This is a genomic window from Candidatus Baltobacteraceae bacterium (assembly GCA_036489885.1).
Lineage (GTDB): Bacteria > Vulcanimicrobiota > Vulcanimicrobiia > Vulcanimicrobiales > Vulcanimicrobiaceae > JAFAMS01.
Genome location: DASXEW010000002.1, coordinates 1 through 24,431, shown reverse-complemented (window position 1 = coordinate 24,431; position 24,431 = coordinate 1). Strand labels below are relative to the sequence as shown.

The following is a 24,431-nucleotide window of genomic DNA, read 5'->3' as shown; positions in this document are numbered from 1 at the left end:
TTATGGCAGTCATCACCGATCCGATCGCCGATCTGCTGACACGCATCCGCAACGCGAACACCGCCAATCACGAAACGGTCGACATTCCGGCTTCGCGGATGAAGCGCGCGATTTTGGAGATCCTCAAGAGCGAAGGCTTTATCTCCGACTACGCCATGCACAGCGAAGGGCCCCAAGGCGTGCTGCGCGTGAGGCTCAAGTACGGACCGGAGCGCGAGAAAGTAATCACCGGCTTGCGTCGCATCAGCCGTCCGGGTTTGCGCGTCTATGCCGGCAAGACCGAAATTCCGCGTGTGCTCGGCGGGCTCGGTATCGTGATTATTTCGACGAGCAAAGGCATTCTCTCAGGAAAGCAGGCCAAGACCGCCGGCCTCGGCGGCGAGGTCCTGGCGTACGTGTGGTAATCAAGTCATGAGTCGAATTGGAAAACTTCCGCTTCCCGTCCCCGAGAAAGTGAACGTCGAGGTCGCCGATTCACGCGTCATCGTGCGCGGTCCGAAAGGCGAGTTGACGCAATCGCTGCTGACGGTCGTCGAGGTCAAGCTCGTAGACGGAAAAGTCATCGTCTCCCGCAAGAACGATCAGCGCATCGCGCGTGCGGCGCACGGCTTGACGCGGACTCTCGTAGCAAACATGCTCGAGGGCGTCACGAAGGGCTTTCGCAAGAGCCTCGAGATTCAAGGCGTCGGTTATCGTGTTGCCAAGGCCGGCGAGAATCTGAATTTCACGCTCGGCTATTCGCACCCGATCGCGTTCAAGGCGCCCAAGGGCATCTCGTTCGCGGTCGAGGGTACGACGAGAGTTCACGTCGACGGGATCGACAAGCAGCTCGTCGGCCAAGTTGCCGCGGAGATTCGCGAGCTTCGTCCGCCCGAGCCGTACAAAGGCAAAGGTATCCGGTACGAAGGCGAAGTCGTGCGCAAGAAGCTCGGCAAAGCCGCTAAGGGAGCGAAGAAGTAATGCCGGGTTCAAGAGCCGATTCACTGCGCAAGCGGCACGTCCGTCTGCGCCGCAAGGTGACCGGTACGGCGCAGCGTCCGCGACTACAAGTTCAGCGCACGCTGCACCATATTTACGCTGTCCTCGTCGACGATGCGAACGGTCACACGCTCGCGTCCAGCTCGACACGCGAAAAGAGCATCGCCTCCGATCTGAAATCGAAGACGAATCTCGAAGCCGCGAAGCGGATCGGGAGCGAGATCGCCGCCAAGGCGAAGGGTCAAGGAATTACGTCCGTCGTGTTCGACACCGGCGGCCGCCAGTATCACGGTCGAGTTGCTGCGTTGGCGGAAGCTGCGCGCGAAGCAGGGTTGGAGTTCTAAATGCATTCGAGAGGTAGAGAGCGCGATAGCGGCGGCTTCGAAGAAACGGTCGTTCGCGTCAATCGCGTTGCGAAAGTCGTCAAGGGCGGTAAGCGCTTCAGCTTCAGCGCGCTGGTCGTCGTCGGCGATCGCAAGGGCCGTGTCGGATTCGCAATCGGCAAAGCCGGCGAAGTTCCCGAAGCTATTCGCAAGGGTGTCGAAGGCGCAAAGAAAGCCTTGATCGCCGTTCCGATGGTCGAACGCACGATTCCGCATGCGGTCACGATGCAAGTCGGTGCCGGTCGCGTACTGCTCAAGCCGGCAGCGCCGGGAACCGGCGTTATTGCCGGTGGTGCGATGCGCGCGGTGCTCGAGCTCGCCGGGATTCACGACATCCTCACCAAGTCGCTCGGCTCTCCCAACCCGATCAACGTCGTTTACGCGACAGTCGAAGCCCTGCGTTCGCTCAAGACGGCGGAACGCGTTGCACGTTTGCGCGGTAAAGATGTCTCGGAGGTCATAGCCTAATGCCGGCCGCGAAGAAAACGTCCTCGGCGAAGAAGACTGGAGCAAAGGCTGGATCATCGAAAGCCGCAACGCCGAAACGTGCCGCCGCTGCCAAGCCTGCACGCGTCGCCGCCGACGTTAATCTCGAAGTTAGTGCCAACCTGATGACGCTTTCGAAAGTGCGTCCCAATAAAGGCTCACGGCCAGGACGCGTGCGCATCGGCCGCGGTCACGGTTCCGGAATGGTGAAAACCGGTGGTGAAGGCGGCAAAGGACAGACCGTTCGCTCAGGCGGCGGCAAGGGTCCCGCATTCGAAGGCGGACAGACGCCGTTTGCGCGCCGCTTGCCGCAGAAGCTCGGCGTCTCGCAAAAGGCGCGCGACATCGGACACTTTCGCACGCACGTCGCGGTCGTCAACTTGTGGGAGCTCGCGGATTGGGATGCTTCGCTCGAGATCAATCCGCAAACACTCGCATCGGCTGGCAAAGTGAAGCAAGTCCGCGACGGGATCAAGATTCTCGGCGGTACGCGTGAAGGCAAGACGCTGCCGAAGGGTCTCGTGTTCCGCGACGTGGAGTTTTCAGGCAGCGCGCGCGAAGCGCTGAGCGCTGCGGGCGCGCGCTTCGAGGAATAGGAGCCTCGTTGCTCGACAATCTGCGCGCGGCTTGGACGGTTCCCGATATCCGGAACAGAATCGGGTTCGTCTTCTTGGCGTTCGGGCTCTTCGTTTACGCGATCCACGTTCAGATCCCGGGGGTCAACGTCCCGCGCTGGCAACAGCTGCTCTCGCAGGGGACGTTTTACAACTTCCTAGGCTTTCTCTCGGGCGGCGCATTGCAGCGGCTCTCGATCATCGCCATGGGGATCACGCCGTACATCAACGCGTCGATCATCATGCAGCTGATGACCGTCGTGCTTCCGCAGCTCGAAGAAATGGCCAAGCGCGGTGGCGAGGAAGGCCGCAAGAAGATCAGCCGCTATACGCGCTGGTTGACGATCGTGCTTGCGATCGTTCAAGGAACGACGATGTCGATCGCGATGGGCCGTTCTGGCGTGTTCTACGATACCAGCCTGCAATTTACGCTGTTTGTGATCGTCACGCTCGTCGCGGGGACGCTGTTCCTGATGTGGCTCGGCGAGCAGATTACCGACAAAGGCATCGGTAACGGCGTCTCGCTGATCATTTTCGTCGGTATCGTTCTACGTTACCCGACGTACTTGAGTCAAACGATTCAAGTCGGCGAAAAGCAAGGCTTCAATTGGTTTGGCCTCGGCCTCTATATCGCGATCGCGGTAATTACGATCGTCTCAATCGTGTTCATGTATCAAGGCCAACGCCGAATTCCCGTTCAGCAAGCGCGCCGCGTCGTGGGTCGCAAGATGTACGCCGGCCGTTCATCCTATATTCCGCTGCGTCTGAACAACGCCGGGGTCATCTCGATCATCTTCGCGATCTCGATCTTGCTGCTGCCGCAGCAGGCGCTCTCATGGCTTGGAACGACGCAAACCGGGCCGGGTGCCGCGGTCTCGAGCTTCCTGAACACCTGGTTCAGCCCGAACTCGTTTCTTTATAATGCCGTCTATTTCGTGTTGGTCGTGATGTTCACGTTCTTCTATAGTGCGATCGTCGTCAACACGCGCGACATCGCGGACAATCTGAAGAAGAACGGGTCGTTCATTCCGGGCATCCGTCCGGGTCAGCCGACCGTCGACTACATCAACAGGATTCTCTTGCGGATCACGACCGTCTCGGCATTTTATCTGGGTCTGTTGGCAATCTTGCCCTCGACAATGCAGCGCGGTCTCGGTGTGACGACGTTTTATCTCGGCTCCACGTCGCTCTTGATCGTCGTCGGCGTTGCGCTCGACACGATGACGCAGATCGAAGCGCGTCTCGCAATGCGCGACTACCGCGGATTCATAAAGCGATGATCTGCTCAGGCGGTGATACGACGGCGTTCCCCTCGCGGGACGTTCGCGTTTTCCCCTCCGTAGCAAAACGCTCACTTGCTTCTCTCGCGCTCCCGCCTTCCGGGCTTCGCGCTTCGTTCAGACACCCGCTCGGGAAACGTCATCGCATCGCCGCCTTCTCGGACGACTTCGCGTGGACGTGATTTTCTTGGGACCTCCTGGTGCCGGCAAGGGAACGCAAGCTAAGATCCTCGAGGAACGCCAAGATTTTCGATCGATATCGACGGGTGATCTTCTTCGAAAGCATCTTACAGAGGGAACGGAGCTCGGCGCGGCTGCTCAGGCGTACATTAGTCGCGGCGACCTTGTCCCCGATAATGTCGTCATCGGGATTGTCGAGCAAGAGCTCCGTAAGGGCGGCAACCTCTTGTTCGATGGTTTCCCACGTACACAAGCGCAGGCTGATGCCTTAACGAATCTTTTAACGGGGCACGGCCGGGGTTATCCACTGCTGGTGATATTTACAAACGTCGACAACGCTGTTGTAACCGAGCGCATGCTCCAGCGCGGTCGTAATGACGACTTGCCCGAAACTATTGCGAATCGTTTGGCCGTCTATCACAAGCAGACAGCACCCCTTCTCGATTATTACGAGAAGCACTATCCGCCCGGGTTGATCAGGTATATCCCGGCAGGCTTATCCATCGAGGATGTAGCCAAACTGATCAGCGACGCAATTGCCGCACCGCCTCCGGTTAAGCAATGATTACGATTAAATCGGAACGTGAGATCGAGTTGATGCGCAAGAGCGGTAAGATAACCGCGAAAACGCTTGCGCGTCTCATTGAAGCTGCCGGACCGGGCATCTCGACGGATGAGCTTGACCGCATTGCGGAAGAATCGATTTGCTCGATGGGCGGGATACCGACGTTCAAAGGCTACAACGGGTATCCGGCCTCGATCTGCACGTCCGTGAACGACCAGGTTGTGCACGGCATCCCGGGGACCTACGTACTAAAAGACGGCGATCTGCTTTCGATCGATATCGGAACGACGCTCGAGGGTTACGTCAGCGACAGCGCCGTTACCGTGGCTATAGGAACGGTCTCGGAAGAAGCGGCGCGTCTCTTGGACGTGACGCGCGAATGCTTGATGCTCGCGATCGAACAGATGCAGATTGGTAACCGGCTCGGCGATATCGGTTCTGCCGTGCAACGGCATGCCGAGCAGAATGGCTACGGCGTCGTGCGCGAGCTCGTCGGGCACGGCATCGGCACGAAGATGCACGAGGAACCGCAAGTCCCGAACTACGGGAAATCCGGAACGGGAATCGAGCTACGGCGCGGTCTCGTTCTTGCAATTGAGCCGATGATCACCCAAGGAACCTGGCAGGTGCGTACGCTGGACGACAAATGGACCGTCGTGACCGAAGACGGAAAGCTTGCCGCGCATTTTGAGCACACGATTGCGCTAACGGAGAGTGGACCGCGCATCCTGACACTTCGCGACGTCTACGAACACAAAGACGTCGAGAAGTATCGCCCGGAGCAGGAGGTTGCCGCGTAATGGCACGCGGTCACCGGCGTGGTGGCGGCAGACCGGACCGGCGCCGGAGGAACGAAGCGCGCGAGGCGGCGACCGCGACCCCGAAGGAAGACGCGATCGAAGTCGAGGGGACGATCGTGGAGCCCATGTTTCCGGTAAGATCCGTATGAATTTCATCCGCATACTCCCCGGCGACCGCGTCCTCGTCGAACTCTCCCCGTATGACCTGACCCATGACCGCATCACCTATAGGTACAAATGAAACTCTTTAGACCCAAGCGGGATTGTCGTTTCTTGGCAATCAGCACTATAGATCTTCAGGCCCCCCTCGGGGCATCTAGCCTTTTCGTAACGATGAAGAGGCCTGGCTTTCGGGGGTGCGGAGCTTGGAGCGGAGCACCTTTATAATGAAAGTAAGACCAAGCGTTAAACGTATTTGTGAGAAGTGCAAGGTCATTCGCCGCGAAGGCAAAGTGCGCGTGATTTGCACGGCAAACCCCAAGCATAAGCAGGTGCAAGGCTAATGGCTCGTATTGAAGGCGTCGATCTGCCCCGCGACAAGCGCGTCGAAATCGGCTTGACCTATATCTATGGGATCGGATTGCCGACAGCAAAACGAATCCTCAAGGCCGCCGGGGTCAATCCCGACACGCGCGTGAAGGACCTGACCGAGGCCGACGAGCGTAAGCTGCGCGATGAAATCGAAGCGCTCGGCATCAAAGTCGAAGGCGACCTGCGTCGCGACTTGTCCGCCAATATCAAACGGCTGGCGGATATCGGAAGCTATCGCGGGCTGCGGCATCGCCGCGGACTCCCGGTTCGCGGACAACGCACGAAGACCAATGCACGCACGCGCAAAGGTCCGAAGAAGACCGTCGGCGGCCGCAAGAAGGCAGCTGCCGGAGCAGCGACCGGACCCAAGAAGTAGGGCGGCGAACCCGAGCGGATGCCTTCGAAAGGCTTCGCCGGGTACGATCACATCGATGCACGGGTTCGCGATCTCGCGAGCGCCCGCGGCTTCTACGACGTCCTCATGCCCGAGCTCGGCTTGATCGAGATCAAGTCGTTTGAGGGTGGCGCCGAATATTACGAGCCGCACCGTCAGGGCGGCTCACGCCGTTTTTTCGGCTTGCACGAAGATCCGCTGCATCTGCCCAACGAAAGCCGGATCTGCTTCAGCGCGGAAACCGCGGCCGACGTCGACCGTCTTGCCAAGATCGTCGAGCGCGCAGGCGGTGAGGGGATCGAAGGCCCCGAGATCCCGTATTCGGATGAACGCTATTACGCGGTCTTTTTCAAAGACCCGAGCGGGAATCCGCTCGAGATCGCGTATCGCCGCACTCCCGACGATGCCGTCGCAGTGCGCGAAGACATCGGCGACGTGATCGAAGCGAAGGGCGCATTCGGAGCTTGATTTCTGATGTCGTCGCATTGGTAGCGGTGCACGCTGCCGAGACGGATCGAACCGAGCGCTATCCGTGGTATGCGGTTCATGCGCTTCGCGATGCAGGCCTCATGGGGATGACGATACCGGTTGCGTACGGTGGAAGAGGCGCGTCATACCTCGAGCTCGTTACCGCGATCGAAGAGCTCGCAAAAGCGTGCGGTGCGACCGGACGCATCATGGTTGAGTCGAATGTTGGTGCAATTGGCGCGATCATGCGCTACGGGACCGAAGCCCAAAAGAAGTTGGCAGCGGAGCTCGTCCTTTCCGGGGATAAGCCGGCGATTTGCATCACGGAACCGGAAGCCGGCAGTGCAGCTTCCGAAATGACGACGCGCGCAGACCGTCGCGGTTCGGCGTACGTTATCAATGGACGCAAACATTGGATAACAGGCGGGGGAGTCTCACGCCTGCACGTGATTTTCGCGCGCGTGTTCGAAAACGGCGTCGATCAAGGCATCGGTGGATTCATAACGGTTCGTGCCGATGCAGCGGAAGGCGAAGGCGCGCCGAAGGGGATGCGTTTTGGAAAACGCGAGCCGGCGCTGGGCGTCCGCGGGATTCCGGAACGCGAGCTAATCTTCGAAGACCTCGAAGTCCATGAAGACATGCTGCTGCTCCCGCCCGAAGGAATTCGCCGCGGATTTGCACGCTTGATGCAAGCGTACAACGCACAGCGATTGGGCGCAGCCGCGGTCGCCCTCGGTATCGCGCAGGGCGCATACGAGCTTGCAATAGCATACGCGAAGGAACGCAAACAATTCGGCCGGCCGATCGCTGAATTTCAAGGCTTGCAGTGGATGTTGGCTGATGCTTCGATCGGGCTCGCTGCATCGCGTGCTCTCATCCACGAGGCCGCGCGCGATGGCGACAAAAGTGAATTTCCGGATGTAGCTCAGACGGCGCGCGCAAAAGTACTGGCGGCCGATACCGCATTTCGCGTAACGAGTGATGCACTTCAGATCTTTGGGGCTGCCGGGTACTCAAGGGACCGGCCGCTCGAACGCATGCTTCGCGATGCACGCATGTTCACGATTTCGGGCGGCACGGCGCAGGTACTTCGGACGCAGATCGCCTCACGGATATTGGGTCGGCGGCTGCCGCAGACGCGGGATGGTTACGGCGATCACAGCCTGGGATAGGAATAGGGAGTAAGGGAGTGCGGGTACACTCGCAGGGATATGGCTACTGCAACTGGACCCGCCAACCCCGGACCGCTCACGCGTTTCAAGAACTGGCTCGCGCAGATGGATGCCAAAAAAGGGCAGCTCGAAAATCCCGTCACGCGATGGACAGGACGTGAGTTCTATGCGCTTGTTGCGGGCGTCGCGATCGTCATCGTTTTATTGATGATGGTTGCGTGGCGCAGTGGTGAGAATGCGGGTTCCGCCGCGCTTCCGTATGCGGCGAACGGCAACGCAACGAATACCGGCGGAAGCACAACGACGACAACCGGTAGCGATAATTCCGGCGGCGGCGGAAGCGGCGCTACGACGAGCAATACCAGCGCGACGACAAACGCCGGCGGAAGCGACACCTCGGGCGCACAAGGCCCGACCGGTAGCGGCGCGAGCAATTCGACAAATACCGCGGCGGGCGGCTCCGGCGGAGCAGCTTCGACGACAACGACAACGACAACGACAAACGGCACGAACACGAGCGGCGCCAACACAAGCGGCGCCAACACAAGCGGCGCCAACACAACGAACAATGCGCCGACGACCAATACAACGAATGGCGCCACGACGAACAATGCGGCCGGCACAACTAGCAATGCCGGCACGGGCGCAAACGGCGCATCGACCAACGGTAGTGCTACGAACGGCAGCGCCACAAACGGTAGCGCCACAAACGGTAGCGCGACGACGGGTGGTTCGACGACGAGCGGTGCAGCGAGCGGTACGGGATCGACCGGGTCTGCTGGAACCGGTGCCAGCGCGGGTAGCGGCGGTTCGGGGCACTAAAGCTTCCAAGCGTGCGCCGACCTGTGCCCCAGGGGCCAAGAGCCCCCGTTGGACAATTCTAGCACTCGATGTCTAACCGTGGGCTGGGGCTTATCTCGATCATCAGCGGGGTGATCGCAGTCGCCGTCTTTATAATGGTGATCTCGGCGTACGCGAACTCCGGCGGAGGCGTCGTGGCCGGCGCGCCTGTCGCGCAGGCGACGCCGGGTCAGCCGGTCGATTCCGAGGGTATATACGGCGCCGGGGGAGGGAGCCAGACCTCCGCGGCACCCGCGGTGACGCCGCAGCCCGTGTCCACGGACCAATCCCAAGCACAGTCCGGTTCGCAGCCGCAGCCGGTGATCGCGCCGAGCGCTAATGCCCCCGCGAACCCGTTCACCTCGGGGATGCACTAGCGGGTGTGAATCACTTGACTAAAGTAGCCTGGTTAGGTATGCTTGGGTCATGGACAAGCGACCGGAGCAGCCAGTCCCCGAGACCATGATCGAAGCGGTCCGCCAGTTTGCGGACACCCAGGTCGCCCACGACTTCTTCGTTCAGCTCCGGTGGCCAAACGGCGTGGCCTGCCCGCGTACTGGGTGCGGATCGGCGGACGTGGCCTACATGGCGGCTTATCGCCGGTGGTACTGCAACGAGTGCAAACGGTCGTTCACGGCCAAGGTCGGGACCGTTTTTGAGGACTCGCCGATTGGCTTCGACAAGTGGCTCCCGGCCTTCTGGCTCCTTGCGAGCAACCGTAACGGAATCTCGTCCCACGAACTCGGACGGGCGCTTAAGGTCACGCAGCGGACCGCATGGTTCATGCTGCAACGCATTCGCCTTGCGATGACGCACGAATCGTTCGATACCCCGCTTTCGGGGACGGTCGAGGTTGACGAAGCCTACATCGGCCAACGCTGGGAAACCAAGTCCAACAAACAGCGCCGCGAGATGACTGCGAAGCAGCATCGGGACGCAAAGACGATGGTCCTCGGAATGGTCGAGCGCAAGGGTCGCGTTCGCGCTTGGGTCATCCCCAACGCGCAGCAAAAGACGCTGCTTCCGAAACTGCGCGACAGCATTGATAAAGACGCGACGGTCTATACCGATTCCGCGAACGCGTACGTCCATATTAACGAGTATTTCGTGCAACACTCGTCGGTCAATCACACACTGCGCGAGTACGTTCGCGGTAACGTCCATACGAACAATATCGAATGCTTCTGGGCGGTGCTCAAGCGCACGATTGGCGGAACGTATACGCACGTTAACCCGCGTCATCTTGATCGGTATCTCGCTGAGCAAGTGTTTCGGTTTGACGAGCGCGAGAATACTGACGGCCCGCGTTTTGCGAAAGCGGTCAAGGGTTCGGATCAAAAGCGGCTGACGTACAAGGCGCTGACGAGCAAGAAATAACATGGCGCGCTCCTGCGCGTTCTGTGGCAAAGACAAAGTTACGAACGAGCACGTCTTTGCAAAGTGGGTTCGCAACGAGTTTCGCTCCAAGCGTGGCGTGGCCATATTGGACTTTGAAAAGGATGAAAAACTCGCCTGGTCCCACGGCGGAAAACCGCTTGTACACAAGGTCAAATTCTTTTGCGCTAGTTGCAATAATGGCTGGATGAGTCGGCTTGAAGTGAGCGCAGGCAAGATTTTACGTCCGATGCTAAATGCCGAACATGTCGGAATTAAAATGGGATATGCTGATCAGCTTACGGTTGCGTCATGGGCGGTGAAGACCGCAATGGTATGCCAACACCTTCACCCATCCGAGAATTTCATACCAGAATCGTACTATCGTGACTTCTACAAACGAAAACAACCGTCGAGCAATGTTTACGTTCTGATCGGCGCGAGGCATAAAGCTGAGCACATTTTCGAATATAAGGAGCGGTTCATCGGTTACAGCCAAACCGTCGGCATCCAACACGTTCATTTCGCGATTGGCGCGCTCTATCTCGGAATGGAAATGTTCATCGGCCGAAGGCGGCAGTACCCGTCCGTGATGAATGACGCCGCTGCCGAGAGAGCCTTGCAGGTCTGGCCCGTCCAACCCCGCGACGTTATTTGGCCTTCCGAGTCGATCAACGAGGTCGGCGGAATCGAAGGGATGTTCGCCGCTTTCTCCAGCGCGATCTGGAGCTAGCTCGAATCGCGCTTCTTTCGCCCGCTCTTGCGCTCGGGCTTCGTCTTGGAACTGTCCCGCTCTATCACTGAGCGCGGGACATGCGCGATCTTCTCGACTAACTTCTTGAACTGTTCGAGGGGAATCAGCGGCTCCAGTGCCCTCTTCATGCTCGGCATTGTAACATGGTTCCGGGAGGGACTCGCATGGCACAGGTTCCGGAACTTGAAAAGTGGATGCACGAGCATCTACTTCGAATTGAGAAGCTTCTGTTTGTAATTGCCCAGACCCAGGTTCTTCAGCTACCGCCGATTCCGGGCGTAACACACCCAGAGCTTCACCGCACTCTTGAAGAATTGGCTGAAGCACTGACGATACATAAGTAGCCTTCTCAGCCTCGTAGTCGGTCCGTAGCTTCTCTCGCCACTCGGGCGCGAGCGCCTCGAACTGCGCCTGAGTCGGGTAGATCGGCGGCCAGCCGAAGGGATGGCCCCGCTCGGTCATGGCCGCGCCGCCCTGTCACGAGGACAGGATTCGACGCCACTTGCGTCAAGTGATTCACACCCGCACTAGCTTCCCGATTGACAGGCCTCGGGGCCGTTTGTTAGACTTCGACGTTGGCTGCCTTCGGGCGGCCGGCAGTGTCTTTGCGACCGCCCGCGGCACGTCCGGGCGCAGAGAACCGGTCCGCTTTCGCCGAGTGGATCGCGTATCAGATCGAGCGGCCTCCGTCAGGCGTGTTCGGTCGAGGCGACGACACCTCGGCTCGTTTTCGTCCGGGGCAGGATAAATACGGAGTCTCGACTTGGCAGTCAAGAAACAACAGAAGACGCGCAAGAAGCGCGAATTTAAAAACGTCGTAAACGGCGTTGCGCACATTCACGCATCCTTCAACAATACGCTGGTTACCATCACCGATAACTTAGGCAACACAATCTCGTGGGCGTCAGCCGGAAACCTTGGTTTCAAAGGCTCGAAGAAATCGACGCCGTTCGCCGCGCAGATGGCTGCAGAAGCAGTCGCGCGTAAGGCGATGGAGCACGGGATGAAGTCGTGCGAAGTGTACGTCAAAGGTCCGGGCGCAGGCCGCGAAGCCGCGATTCGTTCGCTGCAGGCCGCTGGTCTGGAGATCACGTTGATCAAAGACGTCACGCCGATTCCACACAACGGTTGCCGTCCACCGAAACGGCGACGGGTGTAGGAGCGGAAGATGGCACGATATACAGGTCCCGTCTGCCGCATTTGCCGCCGCGAAACGTCGGCGAGCAAAACCGGTGAAAAAATCAAGCTGTTCCTCAAGGGCGATCGGTGTTTGTCTAAAAAGTGCGCGGTCGAACGCCGCGGAACCGCACCGGGGCAGAAGACGCAGGGCAAAACGCGTCAGAAGATCTCCGAGTATGGCCGTCAGCTGCGTGAGAAACAGAAGATGCGCAAGTACTATGGCGTGCACGAGCGGCAGTTCGAGAACTACTTCCGCGAGGCAGCACGCGTACCCGGACAAACCGGGCGCACGTTTCTTCAGCTGCTCGAGCGGCGGCTCGACAACGTCGTCTACCGTTTGAACCTCGCATCGTCGCGCGCGCAGGCGCGTCAGCTCGTGACGCACCGCCACTTCCTCGTCAACGGCCGCCGCGTCAACGTCGCATCGTACGTGCTCCGTGCGGGTGACGTGATCACGATTGCCGAGCGTTCGAAGAACTCGACCGTTTTCCAAGCCAATGCCGAGGCCGCGCGCAACCGCCGGCATCCGGAATGGCTCGAACTGAACGAGGCGGATCTGACCGCAAAGGTCCTCTCGCTCCCCTCACGAGAGCAAATCGACACTCCCGTCGACGAGCAACTCATCGTAGAATACTACTCTCGCTAGGCGAGACTCCGCCGCTAGACGTCCGATCGTCGAACCCTGGGGGATCGGCGGATAACGCAAGCGGCAACAAAGGACACCGCACCACCCCATGACCATGACCGTTTTAGAGACCCCGCAAAGCGCGCAGATCGAGATTCGCGAGCGGCGGGACAACTACGCAAAGTTCGTTATCGAACCGCTCGAGCGTGGCTTTGGCATTACGCTCGGCAACGCGCTTCGCCGGATTCTGCTATCGTCGATCCCGGGTACGGCCGTCACGTACGTCAAGATCGACGGCGTATTGCATGAGTTCTCGACGATTCCGGGCGTCGTTGAAGACACGACCAATCTGCTTCTCAATCTCAAGGGTCTGCCGATCAAGCTGAACGCCGATACGCCGAAAGTACTCACGCTTTCCGTTTCGGGCAGCCGCGAAGTCACTGCGGGCGACATCACGCCTGACGCCGATGTCGAGATCTTGCAGCCCGAATATCACATCGCGACGCTGACCAAACGCGACGCCAAGCTCTCGATGGAAATCGGTATTGAGAAACATCGCGGCTACGTCACGGCCGATCGCCAGCGTAACGTCGAGCACATGATCGGGCTCATTCCGATGGATTCGATCTTCTCGCCGATCCGCAAAGTGAATTTCACGGTCGACGACACGCGCGTTGGTCAGTCAGTTGATTTTGATCGTCTCACGCTCGAGGTCGAGACCAACGGATCGATCACACCGGACGACGCCCTAACCGCCGCGGCTCAGACGCTCACCGATCAGATGCAGCTCTTCGTGGATTTCTCCACCGAAGAGAAACCCGTTGCGACGGCTCCGGCTTCGGAATGGGATATCCCGGTTGAGACGCTCAACCTCTCTGTTCGCTCGTTCAACTGTCTCAAGCGGGCCGGCATCTCGAAGGTGTCGGAGCTGCTCGATATGACCGAGGACGAGATCATCAAGATGCGCAACTTCGGCAAGAAGTCTCTCGACGAGATCAAAGCCGTGCTCGATGAAAGGGGTCTGTCGCTGCGTCAATCGTAGCGACGAGCAAAACCCGTAATGCCGCACCAAATTGCAAACAAACGTCTCTCGCGGACCGACGGACATCGTAAGGCTCTGCTCCGCAACCTAGCGACGTCGTTCTTTCTCCATGAAAAGATCGAGACGACAACGATCAAAGCCAAGGAAACCTCGAAGATCGTCGATCGCCTGATCACACAGGCGCGTCGAGGCGATCTGCATTCGCGTCGATTGGTTGCGGCGTACTTGCTCGATCCTCGCGTCACCAAGAAACTCTGCGATCAGATCGCACCATCGCTCAAAGATCGGCCGGGCGGCTACACGCGTATCACCAAAACGCGAGTCCGCCCCGGTGACGCCGCCGAACTCGCGATACTCGAACTCGTCAGGGAGTAATCGCATCCGGCTTCAGGCCGAAACACTCAGTCTCTACCCCGTCACGCGCGAGCTGGTCGCCGATACGATCACGCCGATCTCCGCGTACATCGCCCTGGCCCAACCGGGGCGTTCGTGTCTATTGGAGAGCGTCGAAGGAAGCGAACGCATCTCGCGCTTTTCGTTGATAGGCCTGGACTATCTCGAGGCGCGCTCGTTCGACGGCGCAGCCAATCTTCTGACTGAGATCCGAGACATGATCGGCCGCTATAAGATGAACGCCCCGGACGTACCGTTCCCGGGCGCGGCGGTGTGCGTGTTCTCGTACGATGCAGCACGTTCGCTCGAACGTATCGGTCCGAGACCTCCCGCCGATTTGCCGTTCCAGGATGCACTCGTTCTCATTCCGGGGACGTGGGTGATTTTCGACCACTTTACGCACAAGACGACGTTCGTTGGTTTGGCTACGGAAGAACGCGAACGCGCCGCAGTCGGCGCACGCCTTGACGCTTACGTTGCTCGTCTGCTTGAAGCAAAACCGTCGACGCCGGCCGGCGTGGGTGCAAAGGGCACCGTAAAGCAATCGCTCTCCAAGACGGAATTTGTGGAGCGGGTCGCGCGCGCCAAAGAATACATCTACGAAGGGGACGCGTACCAGCTGCAAGTCGGAATCCGCTTTAGTGCGGAGATTTCCGGAGGCAGCGCGTTCGATTTCTACCGGCAGATTCGGGCGCGAAATCCGTCACCGTACATGTTCTTCATCGAGACGAACGACTGGACGATCTTCGGCGCTTCGCCGGAGTTTTTGGTGCGCCTCGATGGTGATAAGGCACGGCTTCGCCCCCTGGCCGGAACGCGTTCGCGGGGTGAGGACGCGGCCGGCGATAACGCAATCGCTGTCGAGCTGCTCGCGAATGAAAAAGAACGCGCGGAACACGTCATGCTCGTCGATCTCGGCCGCAACGATTTGGGCGCGGTTTCCGCAACGGGCACGGTGCACGTCGACGAATTGATGATCATCGAGCGCTACTCGCACGTGATGCATATCGTCTCGAACGTGGTCGGCCGGCTACGACCCGATAAAGATGCGCTCGATCTCTTTGCGGCGGCCTTCCCGGCTGGGACCGTTACCGGTGCTCCCAAGATTCGCGCGATGCAGCTGATCGACGAGCTCGAACCTGTGGCGCGCGGCTTCTATGCCGGGAGCGTCGCACATATCGATTTTGATGGCGACATGGATTCCTGTATCGTTCTGCGCTGCGTCGCCGTCTCGAATGGGCGCGCATATTGGCAAGCGTCGGCCGGAATCGTTGCCGACAGCGAGCCCGAAGCCGAATACGCCGAGATTCTCCACAAAACGGCGATCGTGCGCAACGTTTTAGGATTGTAATGCGCATTCTACTGGTCGATAACTATGACTCGTTCACATATAATCTTTCGCATCTCTTCGGGAAGGCGGGCGCGAACGTCGATGTGCTGCGCAACGACGACCCCACGCTCGACGAATCGAAGATGCGCGCCTACGATGCGACCGTGTTTGGGCCGGGCCCGGGGCGGCCGGAAGATGCCGGTGTAACGTGCACGTTGATTCGCAGCGCTGCACACGATGCGCACCCTATTCTCGGGGTGTGTCTCGGCGCGCAAGCGATCGGAGTCGTTTTCGGTGGGGTCGTCGACCATGCGCCGCGGCTCATGCACGGTAAGGTTTCGGCGATTGCTCACGATGGAACGGCGATCTTCGACGGACTTCCTTCGCCATTCGGCGCCACGCGGTATCACTCGCTATGCGTCACGCCACAATCGTTCCCGCCCTCCTTGCGGACGCTCGCAACCAGCGAGGATGGCGTGATTCAAGGTGTCGCGCATCGCGAGCTGCCGATTTATGGCGTGCAGTTTCATCCCGAGTCGGTGCTGACGGAGCACGGCGAGCAACTGGCGCGGAACTTCATGCGGCTCGCATCCAAGTGAGGAATTTCAGCGAGCTGCTGCGGCAAGTCATCCGGCACGAGGATCTGAGTGCCGAGCAAATGACCGAGATCTTCGGCGCAATCATGGACGAGAAGATCACGGCGGTACAGGCGTCCGCATTCGTTGCGGCGCTCGCGACCAAAGGTGAATCCGTATCCGAGATCGTCGGCGCAGCACGCGCAATGCGCGCACGCAGCTTACAGGTGCCGCACGATCTGGACGTGGTCGACGTCTGCGGAACCGGCGGCGATGCGGCGGGCACCATCAACATCTCGACTGCAGTGGCCTTCATCTTGGCCGGCGCCGGACTTCGCGTGGCAAAACATGGGAACCGGGCAACGTCGAGCAGTTGCGGGAGCGCGGACGTCTTGGAAGCCGTCGGCGTCCACATCGGCGCTTCACCCGAAGAAGCCGCCCGGCAGCTCAAGGAGCACAACGTCGCATTTCTTTTTGCGCAACACTACCATCCGGCCATGCGGGCAATCGGCCCCATCCGCAGCGAGCTCCGAGTAAGAACGATTTTCAACATGCTTGGGCCGCTCACGAACCCCGCGCGCGCGAAGCGTCAGGTGATCGGTGTCCCGGTCGAGCACTGGGTAGCGCTCTTTGGCGAAGCGCTGCGTGAATTGGGCTCAGCAGCCGGGGCAATCGTCCACGGGACTAACGGTTTGGACGAGATTGCGGGCGATGTGCCGACGCGGGTGTATCAATTCGATAGCGCCGGAGCGCGCGAGTGGATGCTGATCCCAGGCGACTACGGCGTTTCCGCCTCGCTCGAGCAGTTACGCGGCGGCGATGCGCGCGCAAACGCCCAAGCGCTGCTGGCGATTCTCGGGGGCGAGCTCTCCCCGAGGTCTGACGTCGTCTGCCTGAACGCGGCGCTCGGATTCGTCGTTGCGGGGCGTGCCGGTTCGATTGACGAGGGTCTGGTTCTTGCCCGTAACACTATCTCTGAGGGGAATGCTCTTCGAGCGTTGGACGCGCTTCGTAGCCGTCCACAAATGGAGTTTGCATAGATGACCAACACCGATATTCTTGCCAAGCTTTACGCGTCGAAGGCTGCCGTTCTCGAACGAGAACGCAAAGCCGAACCGCTGGAGCGCGTCGAGGCGCGCGCGGAATCGCGCATGCATGCACGGCGTTCGTTTCGCGGTGCGCTCGAGCGTTCACGAGGACCTGCGATCGTCGCAGAGATCAAGCGTGCCTCGCCCTCCCGCGGTCTGATCGTTCGCGATCTCGATCCTGCTGCCGTCTCAGAGCGTTACGCAAAAGCGGGCGCCGATGCCATCAGCGTGCTCACCGAAACGGATCACTTTCTCGGCGACCTCGCATACCTCGATCAGGCTCGCGATGCGGCTGCGCTTCCGATCCTGCGCAAAGATTTCTTGAATGATCCTTATCAAGTGGCGCAATCCGCGGCATATGGTGCCGATGCAATTCTCGCAATCGTCTCCGGAATCGACGATGCGACGCTTGCGATGCTCATGCGTGAAGCGCACCGCTGGCAGATGGACGTGCTCGTCGAGATTCACGACGAGCGCGAGCTGGAGCGGTCGCTCTCGGCCGGCGCGACGCTGCTTGGCATCAACACGCGTGACCTACGGACGTTCGAAACGAATCTTGCTGTAGCGGAGGAGTTACTGCCGCACGTGCCTGCGGGCGTTCTCGCGATCAGCGAAAGCGGCATTAATTCAGCCGAAGATACGCGCCAGCTGATCGCCGCCGGAGCGCGAGGATTCTTGATCGGTGAAACGCTGATGCGTGCGGCCGATCCGGCCGAGCTCATCGGTGGAATCAAGGCGGTCCCGGCACTCCACTGACACGCATCAAGATCTGCGGCTGTGCATCCTATGACGATGCCGCGCTGGCGCTCGACGCCGGTGCCGACGCGATCGGATTCATTTTCGCCCCGAGCGATCGGCAAGTCTCAATCGACGTCGCCGCCCGCGTCGCTTCGCGTCTCCCGCCGTTCGCTGCGATCTTCGGCGTGTTCGTCGATCCGAGCGAGGCGGTTGTACGAGAAGCTCAGACGGCGATTCCGGGAATTCGGCTTCAGTTTAGTGGCGAGGAGCCGCCCGCGCTTTGTGAACGCCTCGCAAATTCGGTGTACCTAAAAGCACTGCACCTCGGGGGGCCTGAGGGAGACGCCCGGCAGTTTGCACGCGCCGGCGAATACATCCGTGGGATTCCGCTTTTTGACGCGTGGCATCCGAACAAACGCGGTGGGACCGGGGTCACACTTGCTTGGTCAGACCTCGTCCAGGCGTCAAAGCCCGCTTTCTTTGCAGTTTCAGGCGGCCTTACGGCCGAAAACGTCGGCGAATGCGTTCGGCTGTTGAGGCCGAATGCGGTTGACGTTAGGTCCGGGGTCGAAACCGGCGGCCGGAAAGATGAAACAAAGGTTCGCGCGTTCGTACGCGCGGTGAGGGAGGCAGATGCACAAGCCTGACGAGCGCGGATACTTCGGCGAATTCGGTGGACGATGGGTGCCCGAAGTTCTCGTCAAACCGCTCGCGGACGTCGAAGCCGCAATGTCGGAAGCATTTGCCGATCCGTCGTTTTGGGATGAGTTTCACGGACTACTCAGCGAGTACGTCGGGAGACCGTCACCAATAACGACTGCAAAGCGTTTCGCGCAACCGCGCTCCGCTACGATCGTCTTCAAGCGCGAAGATCTCAATCACACCGGCGCGCACAAAGTCAATAACACGATCGGGCAAGCGCTTCTGGCGAAGCGCATGGGCAAGACGCACTTGATCGCAGAAACGGGAGCCGGACAACACGGCGTTGCGGTTGCGACGATCGGCGCGAAGCTGGGCCTTCCCGTCGACGTCTACATGGGAGCCGTCGACGTCGAGCGACAAGCGCTCAATGTTTACGTGATGCGTCTCTTAGGCGCAACGGTTCATGAAGTAACGGGTGGGACTCAGACGCTCAAAGATGCAACGAACGAAGCGTTTCGCGTCTGGGCATCACAATGCGATGACACCTTCTACGTGATCGGAAGCGTCGTCGGTGCGCACCCGTATCCGTTCATGGTTCGCGAATTTCAACGCATCATCGGCGATGAAGTGCGCGTCCAATGTCAAGGCAAGTTCGGCCGCCTGCCGAGCGACATCATAGCCTGCGTCGGTGGCGGCAGTAATGCGATGGGAATCTTCACGGCATTCATTGACGACCGCAACGTGAACTTGTGGGGCGTCGAGGCCGCCGGTAAGGGACTAAATACGCCCGAGAACGCGGCTGCACTCGCGGCCGGCTCGATCGGCGTGCTGCATGGGTCGCGCTCGTATTTGCTTCAAACGAACGAGGGCCAGGTGCGGCCGACGCATTCGGTCAGCGCGGGTTTAGACTATCCGGGCGTCGGTCCCGAGCATGCGTTTTTGAAAGACAGCGGTCGCGCAAAGTACGTCGCCGTCACGGACGCAGAGGCAATTGCTGCGTTCAAAGCGTGCGCGAGCATGGAGGGAATCATTCCGGCGCTCGAATCGGCGCACGCGCTTGCGTACGCAGAGAAGCTTGCAAAGGAACGGGGCGAGGAGGCGCTGATCGTGGTCAACTTGAGCGGACGTGGTGACAAAGACGTCACGCAAATCGAAAAAGCCGAAGCTGAAGCGATGTTCACGGAAGCGGTGCCCGCGTAATGGCAACTGCACTCGACGAGGCTTTCGCAAAGGCAAAGAAGGACGACCGCTGCGCGCTGATCGGTTATGTCGTCGCAGGCGATCCCGACATGGAAACGAGCCGCGCCGTCATCGACGCGGTCGTCGAAGCCGGCGTTGACATCGTCGAGCTCGGGATTCCGTACGGAGATCCGCTTGCGGACGGTCCGACGATCGCCGCCGGCAGTCAGCGCGCGATCGCGTCCGGAGCGACTATCGACGGTGTAATGCGCCTCGTCGGACAGACAAAAGCTCCGGTCCTGCTCTTCACGTATATAAATCCGATCCTGCAATATGGCCTCGAGAAGTTCGCAATGGGCGCGAAACGTTACGGCGCGGTGGGCGTGATCATTCCCGACGTTCCGCTCGAAGAACTCGATCCGATTCGCGAAGTTATCCGCAAGAACGGCCTTATCATGCCGATGCTCGTTTCACCAACCACTCCGGACGAACGGATGCGCAAGATCGCGAGCGATAGCGAAGGGTTTACGTATCTGGTCTCGCGGCTCGGCGTCACGGGTGCGAAGGACGCGCCCGATACGAGCGCGGTGCGCGCACAGTTGGAGAAGCTGCGCAAGATGACGGGACGCCCGATCGCAGCAGGCTTCGGAATCAGTAAAGCCCCGCACATCGTCGCAGTTCGCGATTACGCGGACGGCGTGATCGTGGGCAGTGCAATCGTTGACGCGTACGCCTCCGCAAAAGGTGCACCCAATGCTGCGGCTGCTGCGACACGGCTGGTGCGTTTGTTACGTCTCGCCTGCAAGCGCGCGCCGGCGGCTGCCGCGAGCGCGACTTAGAAGCTAGCTCTTCTTCGGAACGGTCGGAAGCTTGTCGTGGCTCCACTCCATCCAGGAGCCATCGTAGACTGCCACATCCGTAAAACCGGCTTCGAGTAGCGCCAGATACGAACCGGATGCGGCGACGCCGCTTCCGCACGATACGATCGTGCGCTTGTTGGGATCGAGGCCGCGCGTTAGCTCTTGCAAGCGCTGCGCTGACGCAATCCTTCCGCCGCGTGCGTCTTCGAGCAGCGCCGAACCCGAAAGCCGGCGTGCGCCTTTGATGTCGACGTCGCGCATTGCGTACGTTCCGTCGCGCTGCGTCTCGATCAGCTGAGCCTCGCTCGGGCCGTGTGCGACGGAGAGCACCTCGTCTTTGCTGGCGCGCAATTCGGGCCGCACTTTGGGTGTAAAGGCTTGCGGTGCAAGCGTGGGTACGTCGCGCACGAGCGCTTGACCGGCCGCAAGCCAATCGCGAATCCCGCCGGCCAAGATCGATGCATCGTCATGTCCGTAGTAGCGAAGCATCCAGACCATGCGTGCCGCATAGGAAACGTTGCCTTCGTCGTACGCGATGACGCGCGTGCGGTCCCCGATGCCGGCTTTCCCGACGACTTCCGCAAAACGCTCCGGTGGTGCGACGCGTGCCGCATACGGCGTAGCGAGATCGTGCAGATCTTCGGCATAGTCGAGGAAAATCGCGCCCGGGATGTGGCCCTTGGCGTATTGGTCGCGTCCGCTTTCGAGAACTTGGCCCGGCGCACCGTGCGGCGTGCTGCGCGTATCGACGATGACGATGTCCGGATCACTAAGGTGCGCGGCAAGCCAGTCGGCTTCTACGAAAAGATTCATGTTGGTATCTTTGTCGGCGAGGAGAGATTGAAACGCCGCTCGGCTTCGTCGGCGACGTACCGTGCGATTGCGAGTGACGAGGTAGCGCCGGGTGAGGGGGCATTGCGCACGTGTACGATTCCTTCGGCGCCGTCGAACACGAAATCGTCGATGAGCGAACCGTCGGCGCTCATGGCCTGCGCGCGAACACCGGAGGGACCCGGCAAGCAATCTTGGGGCACGAGCTCAGGGATGTAGCGTTGCAGTGCTTTCACGTATGCCGTCCGATTCAAATCGCGGTACATCTCGCCGGCGCCGGTTTGCCAGAACTTCATCGCGAGCTTTAGGAAACCCGGATATGCGACGGCATCGATCAGCTCTCTGGGGTTGATATCCGAGAAGCGATAGCCTTCGCGCGCAAATGCGAGAACGGCGTTCGGACCGAGCCAGACCTCACCGTCCATGCGTGGTGTGAAGTGTACGCCGAGAAACGGAAAGGCAGGATCGGGAACCGGATAGATGTTGCCTTTGACGAGATAGCGTTTCTCGGGGCGCAGGATAAGATAGTCGCCGCGGAACGGGACGATCTTGGGATCGCGCGCGCCGCCTGTCATTCGTGCGAGTTTGTCGGAATAGAGTCCGGCGCACGTGATTGCCGCGCCGGCCTCGATCTCACCGGCCGGTGACTCGAGGACCGTCGTTCCATTGCGGCGCGACACACCGGTGACTTCGCGCGAGAGAAATAATTCGCCACCCATCGCACGGACGTCGTCGGCATACGCGTGCGCGACGACACGATAATCGACGATGCCGGTGACCGGCGAGAAGATCGCGCGCACCCCCCGTGCGTGCGGCTCGCGTTCATTGATCTGTGCCGCATCGAGCAGTTCGAGATTTTCGACGTCGTTTTGCTTGCCGCGCTCGAAGAGATCCATCAAGCGCGGGATCTCGTTTTCTTCCGTCGCGAGGATCAGTTTACCGATGCCCTTGTACGGAATTCCACGCTCGTCGCAATAACGCCACAGTAGGCGCCGCCCCTCGACGCACAGCTTTGCTTTGAGCGAGCCGGGCTTGTAGTAGATCCCGGAATGGATCACGCCGCTGTTGTGACCGCTCTGGTGACGGTGCCAGTCGGCTTCCTTCTCGACATTGGCGAGGCGCAGGCCGGGGAAGCGCCGGAGCAGTTCGCGGGACGTTGCCAGCCCGACGATCCCGCCGCCGACGACGGCTACATCGTACTTCACGAAGGCGGCGTTTCTCCGCACTGGACGCAGAGCACTTTGCCCGTGTGGGTAGAAGGAGGGCGCATATGACGACGACTGCAGTCCGGGCCGTTGGCCCCTTCGAAAACGAAGCGATCCGTGATTTCAAAGATCCGAAGGATCGAGCATCACTCGAGGCCGCGCTCGCGCGTGCAAAACAGCATCTCGGGACCCGCTATCCGCTCGTCATCGACGGCAAGAAAATCTCGACGCCGGCGACGATTCGATCGATCAATCCGGCGCATCCGGCTCAAGTAGTCGGTGAGGTGGCCTCAGCATCGCTCGACGAAGCGAGCGCAGCCGTCGAAGCAGCGTTCCGCCGCTTTGCGACGTGGAAAGATACGAGCGCACGAGAGCGCGCCGAAATCTTGTTTCGCGCTGCCGATCTCGTGCGTCAGCGTCGCGATGACTTCAATGCGTTGCTCGTACTCGAAGTCGGAAAGAGCTGGCCTGAAGCCGATGCGGACACGGCCGAAGCAATTGATTTCATGGAATTCTACGGACGCGAAGCATTGCGGTATGACAAGCCGCCGGCGCTCGTTCCGATCAGCGGTGAACAGAACGTGCTGCGCTATATTCCACTTGGCGTCGGAATCGCCATACCGCCGTGGAATTTCGCATTCGCAATTATGGCGGGAATGACGACGGCGGCAATTGTCACCGGCAACACAGTTGTGCTCAAACCGTCGAGCGACGCGGCGGTTATCGCCGCGGTGTTCGTCGATCTCTTGCACGAAGTTGGTTTGCCGCCGGGCGTCGTCAATTTCGTTCCTGGCTCGGGACGTACGATCGGCGACGCGCTGGTCGCGCATCCGAAGACGCGTTTCATCGCGTTCACCGGAAGCAAAGAAGTCGGCTTGCACATCAACGAGCTCGCCGCGAAAACGCAGCCCGGCCAAAAATGGATCAAACGCGTCATCGCGGAGATGGGCGGTAAGGACTCGATCGTCGTCGCGGCAGACGCTGATTTGGAGGAGGCCGTCGAGGGCGTCGCGGTCTCGGCTTACGGGTTCCAGGGTCAGAAGTGTTCGGCGTGCTCGCGCGCAATCGTCGAGGCCCCGGTCTACGACGAGTTCGTCGAGCGGTTACGCAAGCGGATCGGGACGATTGCCACGGGCGATCCGGCCCGGCCGGAGACGTACATGGGTCCGGTAATCAACGAGGGCGCACAGAAGTCCATCCTTGGCTACGTCGAGATCGGCAGACGAGAGGGCCGGCTGCTCGCCGGCGGCGACCCGATCGAAAACGACGGGGGCTACTATGTCCCCCCGACCATGATCGCCGACGTAGCTCCTACGGCCAAGATCGCCCAGGAAGAGATCTTCGGTCCGGTCCTCGCTGTGATCAAGGCCCGGGATTTTGACGACGCCCTCGAGATCGCGAACAACACCGAATTCGGCCTGACCGGGAGCGTTTATTCAAAAGATGAGAAGAAGCTGGAACGAGCCACAGGCGAGTTCTTCGTCGGGAACCTCTACCTTAATAGGAAGTCCACCGGCGCAATGGTCGGGGGGCACCCCTTCGGCGGGTTCAACATGAGCGGGACCGACTCGAAGGCAGGGGGCTACGACTATCTCTTGCTCTTCTTACAGGCCAAGGCAATCTCAAGGAAGGTCGGCTAGCGAGACGCCTAGCTTCCCTCCGGCGTTCTATATAAGGAAGAAGCAGAATCGGGGGCCGGGAAACGCGATTTCCCCACAGGGCATCCACAGATCGCTTCCACAGAATTCCATCGCCGACGAATTGACTTCATTGCGGCCGAGGTGTATTCTGTTCGTCGTGACTCTGACGCCACGCCTGATCGGTGCGGTCAGTGATCCGGCCCGAGGTGGGTCTGGTGTTAGGGTTTGTTCCTTGAAAACTGAACAGTGCAGTAGCGCATAAGTCTGTGGGTCTCCGACCCGCCG

Annotated in this window: 29 protein-coding genes and 1 pseudogene; 28 read left to right on the top strand and 2 right to left on the bottom strand. The window is 60.1% G+C overall.

Going from position 1 to position 24,431, the window contains the following annotated elements; all coding sequences use genetic code 11:
- Window positions 1-2 precede the first annotated feature (2 nt).
- From rpsH to trpA, 27 genes and pseudogenes are all read left to right on the top strand, one after another.
- Window positions 3-404, top strand: coding sequence for a 30S ribosomal protein S8 (rpsH, locus tag VGG22_05200; GenBank protein HEY1727746.1), 402 nt, complete (start codon window positions 3-5; stop codon window positions 402-404).
- Window positions 405-411: 7 nt separating this feature from the next.
- Window positions 412-960, top strand: a complete 549-nt coding sequence (gene rplF, locus VGG22_05195) for a 50S ribosomal protein L6 (GenBank protein HEY1727745.1) — start codon at window positions 412-414, stop codon at window positions 958-960.
- Window positions 960-1,322, top strand: a complete 363-nt coding sequence (gene rplR, locus VGG22_05190) for a 50S ribosomal protein L18 (protein HEY1727744.1) — start codon at window positions 960-962, stop codon at window positions 1,320-1,322. The genes rplF and rplR overlap by 1 nt, the downstream gene beginning before the upstream one ends.
- Window positions 1,323-1,829: a 30S ribosomal protein S5 gene (gene rpsE / locus VGG22_05185; protein HEY1727743.1), complete on the top strand. Its 507-nt coding sequence runs from the start codon at window positions 1,323-1,325 to the stop codon at window positions 1,827-1,829.
- Window positions 1,829-2,443 carry a 50S ribosomal protein L15 gene (gene rplO / locus VGG22_05180; GenBank protein HEY1727742.1) on the top strand — a complete coding sequence of 205 codons (615 nt, stop codon included), beginning with the start codon at window positions 1,829-1,831 and terminating at the stop codon, window positions 2,441-2,443. Before rpsE ends, rplO begins: the two co-directional genes overlap by 1 nt.
- Before the next feature lie 8 nt (window positions 2,444-2,451).
- Window positions 2,452-3,741, top strand: coding sequence for a preprotein translocase subunit SecY (gene secY / locus VGG22_05175; GenBank protein HEY1727741.1), 1,290 nt, complete (start codon window positions 2,452-2,454; stop codon window positions 3,739-3,741).
- Between the two features lie 172 nt (window positions 3,742-3,913).
- A complete protein-coding gene (locus VGG22_05170) occupies window positions 3,914-4,486 on the top strand; it encodes an adenylate kinase (GenBank protein HEY1727740.1) in 573 nt (190 codons plus the stop codon).
- Window positions 4,483-5,286 carry a type I methionyl aminopeptidase gene (gene map, locus VGG22_05165; GenBank protein ID HEY1727739.1) on the top strand — a complete coding sequence of 268 codons (804 nt, stop codon included), beginning with the start codon at window positions 4,483-4,485 and terminating at the stop codon, window positions 5,284-5,286. The genes VGG22_05170 and map overlap by 4 nt, the downstream gene beginning before the upstream one ends.
- A 121-nt stretch (window positions 5,287-5,407) precedes the next feature.
- Window positions 5,408-5,527 (top strand): annotated as a pseudogene (gene infA, locus VGG22_05160) (translation initiation factor IF-1).
- A 145-nt stretch (window positions 5,528-5,672) separates the two neighbouring features.
- Complete coding sequence (rpmJ, locus tag VGG22_05155) at window positions 5,673-5,789, top strand: 50S ribosomal protein L36 (protein HEY1727738.1); 117 nt, start codon at window positions 5,673-5,675, stop codon at window positions 5,787-5,789.
- The gene (gene rpsM / locus VGG22_05150; protein ID HEY1727737.1) at window positions 5,789-6,193 is read left to right on the top strand and encodes a 30S ribosomal protein S13; all 405 of its coding nucleotides are present in this window, start codon (window positions 5,789-5,791) and stop codon (window positions 6,191-6,193) included. Before rpmJ ends, rpsM begins: the two co-directional genes overlap by 1 nt.
- A gap of 18 nt (window positions 6,194-6,211) precedes the next feature.
- Window positions 6,212-6,679, top strand: a complete 468-nt coding sequence (locus VGG22_05145) for a VOC family protein (GenBank protein ID HEY1727736.1) — start codon at window positions 6,212-6,214, stop codon at window positions 6,677-6,679.
- A complete protein-coding gene (gene acdA, locus VGG22_05140) occupies window positions 6,676-7,851 on the top strand; it encodes a 3-sulfinopropanoyl-CoA desulfinase (GenBank protein ID HEY1727735.1) in 1,176 nt (391 codons plus the stop codon). The genes VGG22_05145 and acdA overlap by 4 nt, the downstream gene beginning before the upstream one ends.
- A gap of 39 nt (window positions 7,852-7,890) precedes the next feature.
- Window positions 7,891-8,673, top strand: coding sequence for a hypothetical protein (locus tag VGG22_05135; GenBank protein HEY1727734.1), 783 nt, complete (start codon window positions 7,891-7,893; stop codon window positions 8,671-8,673).
- Between the two features lie 68 nt (window positions 8,674-8,741).
- The gene (locus VGG22_05130; protein HEY1727733.1) at window positions 8,742-9,068 is read left to right on the top strand and encodes a hypothetical protein; all 327 of its coding nucleotides are present in this window, start codon (window positions 8,742-8,744) and stop codon (window positions 9,066-9,068) included.
- Window positions 9,069-9,117: 49 nt separating this feature from the next.
- Window positions 9,118-10,068 (top strand): IS1595 family transposase, encoded by a 951-nt coding sequence (locus VGG22_05125; GenBank protein HEY1727732.1) that lies wholly within the window; start codon window positions 9,118-9,120, stop codon window positions 10,066-10,068.
- A 1-nt stretch (window position 10,069) separates the two neighbouring features.
- A complete protein-coding gene (locus VGG22_05120) occupies window positions 10,070-10,798 on the top strand; it encodes a hypothetical protein (GenBank protein HEY1727731.1) in 729 nt (242 codons plus the stop codon).
- Between the two features lie 784 nt (window positions 10,799-11,582).
- A complete protein-coding gene (gene rpsK / locus VGG22_05115) occupies window positions 11,583-11,978 on the top strand; it encodes a 30S ribosomal protein S11 (GenBank protein HEY1727730.1) in 396 nt (131 codons plus the stop codon).
- Window positions 11,979-11,987: 9 nt separating this feature from the next.
- Window positions 11,988-12,644, top strand: coding sequence for a 30S ribosomal protein S4 (rpsD, locus tag VGG22_05110; protein HEY1727729.1), 657 nt, complete (start codon window positions 11,988-11,990; stop codon window positions 12,642-12,644).
- Window positions 12,645-12,738: 94 nt separating this feature from the next.
- Window positions 12,739-13,665: a DNA-directed RNA polymerase subunit alpha gene (locus tag VGG22_05105; protein ID HEY1727728.1), complete on the top strand. Its 927-nt coding sequence runs from the start codon at window positions 12,739-12,741 to the stop codon at window positions 13,663-13,665.
- A gap of 18 nt (window positions 13,666-13,683) precedes the next feature.
- Window positions 13,684-14,040, top strand: coding sequence for a 50S ribosomal protein L17 (gene rplQ / locus VGG22_05100; GenBank protein ID HEY1727727.1), 357 nt, complete (start codon window positions 13,684-13,686; stop codon window positions 14,038-14,040).
- On the top strand, window positions 13,997-15,409 hold the full coding sequence (locus tag VGG22_05095) for a chorismate-binding protein (GenBank protein ID HEY1727726.1): 1,413 nt from the start codon (window positions 13,997-13,999) through the stop codon (window positions 15,407-15,409). The genes rplQ and VGG22_05095 overlap by 44 nt, the downstream gene beginning before the upstream one ends.
- Entirely contained in the window at window positions 15,409-15,987 is a 579-nt protein-coding gene (locus tag VGG22_05090) for an aminodeoxychorismate/anthranilate synthase component II (protein HEY1727725.1), read from the top strand. Before VGG22_05095 ends, VGG22_05090 begins: the two co-directional genes overlap by 1 nt.
- Entirely contained in the window at window positions 15,984-17,003 is a 1,020-nt protein-coding gene (trpD, locus tag VGG22_05085; protein HEY1727724.1) for an anthranilate phosphoribosyltransferase, read from the top strand. The genes VGG22_05090 and trpD overlap by 4 nt, the downstream gene beginning before the upstream one ends.
- The gene (gene trpC / locus VGG22_05080; protein HEY1727723.1) at window positions 17,004-17,807 is read left to right on the top strand and encodes an indole-3-glycerol phosphate synthase TrpC; all 804 of its coding nucleotides are present in this window, start codon (window positions 17,004-17,006) and stop codon (window positions 17,805-17,807) included. It abuts the gene before it with no gap.
- 615 nt (window positions 17,808-18,422) lie between these two features.
- Window positions 18,423-19,631: a tryptophan synthase subunit beta gene (gene trpB, locus VGG22_05075; GenBank protein HEY1727722.1), complete on the top strand. Its 1,209-nt coding sequence runs from the start codon at window positions 18,423-18,425 to the stop codon at window positions 19,629-19,631.
- A complete protein-coding gene (gene trpA, locus VGG22_05070; protein HEY1727721.1) occupies window positions 19,631-20,449 on the top strand; it encodes a tryptophan synthase subunit alpha in 819 nt (272 codons plus the stop codon). The genes trpB and trpA overlap by 1 nt, the downstream gene beginning before the upstream one ends.
- A 3-nt stretch (window positions 20,450-20,452) precedes the next feature.
- Here the strand turns inward: trpA and VGG22_05065 are convergent, their stop codons facing one another.
- A complete protein-coding gene (locus VGG22_05065; protein HEY1727720.1) occupies window positions 20,453-21,283 on the bottom strand; it encodes a sulfurtransferase in 831 nt (276 codons plus the stop codon).
- Window positions 21,280-22,506: an L-2-hydroxyglutarate oxidase gene (gene lhgO, locus VGG22_05060; GenBank protein ID HEY1727719.1), complete on the bottom strand. Its 1,227-nt coding sequence runs from the start codon at window positions 22,504-22,506 to the stop codon at window positions 21,280-21,282. The genes VGG22_05065 and lhgO overlap by 4 nt, the downstream gene beginning before the upstream one ends.
- A 65-nt stretch (window positions 22,507-22,571) precedes the next feature.
- On the opposite strand from lhgO, the gene pruA reads away from it, so the two are divergent.
- The gene (pruA, locus tag VGG22_05055) at window positions 22,572-24,146 is read left to right on the top strand and encodes an L-glutamate gamma-semialdehyde dehydrogenase (protein ID HEY1727718.1); all 1,575 of its coding nucleotides are present in this window, start codon (window positions 22,572-22,574) and stop codon (window positions 24,144-24,146) included.
- Window positions 24,147-24,431: the final 285 nt, after the last annotated feature.